At 32.4% G+C, this 3,672-nt stretch carries 7 protein-coding genes; 4 read left to right on the forward strand and 3 right to left on the reverse strand.

The window, feature by feature from the left end; all coding sequences use genetic code 11:
* Window positions 1–2: 2 nt before the first annotated feature.
* The 3 genes from CBF36_RS12515 to CBF36_RS11980 all read left to right on the forward strand — a co-directional run bounded on the left by CBF36_RS12515 (window position 3) and on the right by CBF36_RS11980 (window position 1,115).
* Window positions 3–131: a CopG family transcriptional regulator gene (locus tag CBF36_RS12515; RefSeq protein ID WP_125958605.1), complete on the forward strand. Its 129-nt coding sequence runs from the start codon at window positions 3–5 to the stop codon at window positions 129–131.
* Window positions 132–202: 71 nt separating this feature from the next.
* Window positions 203–925, forward strand: a complete 723-nt coding sequence (locus CBF36_RS11975; RefSeq protein ID WP_125958606.1) for a replication protein — start codon at window positions 203–205, stop codon at window positions 923–925.
* Complete coding sequence (locus tag CBF36_RS11980; RefSeq protein ID WP_002336752.1) at window positions 912–1,115, forward strand: hypothetical protein; 204 nt, start codon at window positions 912–914, stop codon at window positions 1,113–1,115. The genes CBF36_RS11975 and CBF36_RS11980 overlap by 14 nt, the downstream gene beginning before the upstream one ends.
* Window positions 1,116–1,604: 489 nt before the next feature.
* Here the strand turns inward: CBF36_RS11980 and CBF36_RS11985 are convergent, their stop codons facing one another.
* From CBF36_RS11985 to CBF36_RS11995, 3 genes are all read right to left on the reverse strand, one after another.
* Entirely contained in the window at window positions 1,605–2,033 is a 429-nt protein-coding gene (locus CBF36_RS11985; protein ID WP_002396183.1) for an Hsp20/alpha crystallin family protein, read from the reverse strand.
* Window positions 2,034–2,132: 99 nt separating this feature from the next.
* On the reverse strand, window positions 2,133–2,387 hold the full coding sequence (locus CBF36_RS11990; RefSeq protein ID WP_125958607.1) for an antitoxin epsilon: 255 nt from the start codon (window positions 2,385–2,387) through the stop codon (window positions 2,133–2,135).
* A gap of 409 nt (window positions 2,388–2,796) precedes the next feature.
* A complete protein-coding gene (locus CBF36_RS11995; RefSeq protein ID WP_306556892.1) occupies window positions 2,797–2,940 on the reverse strand; it encodes a type I toxin-antitoxin system Fst family toxin in 144 nt (47 codons plus the stop codon).
* A gap of 580 nt (window positions 2,941–3,520) precedes the next feature.
* On the opposite strand from CBF36_RS11995, the gene CBF36_RS12520 reads away from it, so the two are divergent.
* Window positions 3,521–3,672: ribbon-helix-helix protein, CopG family (locus CBF36_RS12520; protein WP_125958608.1), on the forward strand; the 152-nt coding region annotated here is incomplete at its 3' end.

Below are 3,672 nucleotides of genomic sequence, written 5' to 3' on the forward strand. Positions count from 1 at the left end.
CTATTGGTTTGACTGATAAGCAGTTTGAACTAGTTGAAAAAATAGCAAAGGAAAAGGGATTCTCAAAATCTGCTATCTTTGTTTTAGCGTTAGAGGAATATGCAAGAAAGGAAGCAGAGCAAAAAAAATAAGCAAAAACTCGTGTTTTTTTGAAAGGAAACGAGTTTTTGCTACTGGTGTTCTGTCAAGGTGATTATAGCAAATGAGTAAAGAAAAGGCTAGATACTTCACTTTTCTTCTGTATCCAGAAAGTATTCCAGAAGATTGGGAAGAAAAATTGGAATTGTTAGGTGTCCCTATTGCGATAAGCCCATTGCATGACATGGATGAAAAAACGAATAAAGCAAAGTGGGCGAGTGATGATGTTGTTAGAAATGGTAAGCATTATAAAAAGCCGCATTATCATGGTATTTATGTTTCGAAAAACCCTGTAACAGCTGATAGTATTCGCCTGAAATTCAAACGATTGTTGGGAGAAAAAAGTGTTAATACTGTTCAGATTATAACTACAAGCATTCATAATACTTACTTGTATTTAACGCATGAATCAAAAGATGCTATTGCTAAAAATAAATATAAATATAAGAGTTCTGATATAAAGCTATTTAATAATTTTGATATTGATCGCTACAATACACTTGACGTCGAAGAAAAGGATGAACTTTTTGAAATAATCTGTGAAATTGTCGAAAAATATCAGATAGCTAATATTTTAGAGTTAGGTAAATTTGTAAGGAAGTATGGGTCTATTTATGGGCTAAATAGTATGAGAGTAGTTAATAAAGTTATTGTGTCTAAAACGGGTTTGATGAGAATTTATTTTGATGGAGCATATCAAGCGCGTAAAAATGGTATTCAAGAGATTGAATTAGATGTCGATTTAGAAACTGGTGAATTGAAAGGGAATGAAAATGAAAATATTTGATGAACACTATGATAATAATGGTTTTGATAAAAGCCAGTATAATGATTTTAGTAAAAAACATTTAGTAATTGAAGCTGAGTATATGCATGATGCTTTGTGGAGTATTTTGAAATATCTTAATTCAGGTGGAACGGATCTAGATGTCATTCGTGCAGAAGTAATGGATGGGATATATGAAAGCCGAATTTAAGAAGCAATAACGATTGTTTTGTTTACCGATTTTTATTACTTTTTTGATAAAGATGAGTTATAAAGATTTTTTTGATAAATAATTTTAGACAAGAGCGAAGCGAATTTTAACAAACACGCTTGACGGAAAAAGAGTATAGTTTCACGTAAGTGATCTGTACTCTTTTTTTAGCACAAACCTATCAATTTTTCGTAAGAAAAATTTGGTGGGTATAAGTGCGCCCTTTGGTATATAAAAATGATAGAAAAGGAGTGGTACTATGTTTCAAGCTATAGCTTTTGAAACTGAAAGACTGAAATTCTGTGCTGCAACACCAAATGATATTAATATAATTATGGGAATGGAGACCCATGTTGATAATGGTTATTAAGATCAAATTATTTATTCGATTTTAGATAGTGAATGGAGAAAGAAAAAATAATTTATTTTTACGAAAAAAAGGCGTCTATAAAATTTTATAGGCGCCTTTTTTTCGTAATTTTTTAATTACTACTCAATTGGAATAGATTTTTTTATTTCTTTGTTACTATCTTTTGGCAAGGTTAGTTTAAGAATTCCCTCTGAATAAGAAGCCTTTATTTCGTCTTCTTTAACATTTTCTAATAAATATTGACGTCGGACACTTGTTAAACTACGTTCGCTACGAATCAACCTTCCTTTTTTATCTTCGGTTGCTGTATCAATTTGGTGTTGGCCACTAATTGTTAATACTCCGTTTTCGTAAGTAACTTGAATGTCTTCTTTAGGAATACCAGGAAGTTCAGCTTCTACAAAATATTCATTATCAGTTTCATGAATATCTGTTTTGATTAAATTTGGCTTAAAATCATTGAATAAATTACGACTAAAGTCTTCGAAAAAATTAAAAGGTGTCATGTTATATGTGTCTGAGTTACGTTTTTGAATCTCGTTTGACATAATAATCAATCCTTTCTATATTTTCTTTTCAATTATTATTTTAGTCAAAAAAGGGCAGTTTTCAAGTATTAAGCTATTTGAAAATTGTGAAATTATTTTTCATGTGATGCTATCAGCATATTTTTTTATCGCTCGTAAATACTCATGATAGGCTTCTAGTTCTTCAAGAGATAATTTAAATAAATTAATTTGATTCATGTTTGATAATTGATTTAGTAAGTTTGTTTGTGGGTTTTTAGAATCACTTTTATCGAATTTATTATTTAAAACAAAGTTCAACATTTTTGAGTGAATCGCTGATTGAAATTCATTGATTATCTCAATTTCAAATGTTTTTCTGTAATCTAATTTCATATTGTTTGCTCCTTTCTGGTTTCGCTTTGCTCAACTAAACATTTACTTTTAATTAAACAGACTTCGCTAGTTTAATCAAAAGTAAACGTGCGAGTAAAAACCAAATTATTTTAAAAGCTCATAAAATGCGTTCTAAGGCATTTTAATTAGAATGGGTATATTTATATTGTTTTGTTTTTAAAAAGCCTGTATCAGCCTAAAAATAGCTTCTAGTTTGATTTTAAATTGTATTGCTGCTAATTGTAAAAGAGAAAACTTGGCTCATTTTTTGAATCATGCTATAATGAATGTGCGAAATGTGATGATTTCGAATAGCATTACAACACGAACGCCCAACCTATGTCGAGTAGGTTGGGCGTTTTTTTACTTGTTGCGACTGCAAGCACGTGGGTTAGTCAGCAACTGCTTTTTAGTTGTCGTCTCGATGATCTAACCAATGATCGACTAGGGTGGTTACTAGCGCCACAAAAAGTGGGGCGACAACCAATGTGATGATTTCTTTAAGCATTACAACACCCCCTTTCGGGGCAGTTGCCATGAATGAGTATAGCATAAGCAAAAGGTTTTAAATGTGTCTGAAATGCGTTCTAAGGCGTTTTAGCGTTTATTTCGTTTAGTTGTCGGCATAATCGTTAAAACAGCGGTTCTCGTAACGTAAAAGCCCTTGAGCGTAGCGTGGCTTTGCAGTGAAGAGGTTCGCTGTTAGATTATGAAAGCCGATAACTGAATGAAATAATAAGCGATAGTCCACTATTTCGGTAGGAAGAGGCTCAAGGGAGTTTGAGGGAATGAAATTCCCTCATGGTCTTATGGTTTAAAAAATTGCGTGCAATTTTGCCGAGCGGTAGCGCTGGAAAATTTTTGAAAAAAATTTGGAATTTGGGAAAACTGGGGGCAAGGAAGCGAATTTTGCTTCCGTACTACGACCCCCCATAAAGTGCCGAGTGCCAAATTTGTTAAAAAATCGATTTTATCCCTACTCTCACAAGGGTTACAGCCTGCAATTTTTCGGCGACATTTTAGCGACATTTTAGCGACATTTTAGGTTGTGTTTCGTTATTTGGTAAAAAAAATTGACAATAATGTGTAAAAAAAGTAAAATAATTGAAAACTCGTAGTTAGGAGGAAGAGCGATGGCTGAAAGTAAGAAACGAGTGTCTATTGGTTTGACTGATAAGCAGTTTGAACTAGTTGAAAAAATAGCAAAGGAAAAGGGATTCTCAAAATCTGCTATCTTTGTTTTAGCGTTAGAGGAATATGCAAGAAAGGAAGCAGAGCAAAAAAA

This window comes from Vagococcus bubulae (assembly GCF_003950315.1).
Classification (GTDB): Bacteria; Bacillota; Bacilli; order Lactobacillales; family Vagococcaceae; genus Vagococcus; species Vagococcus bubulae.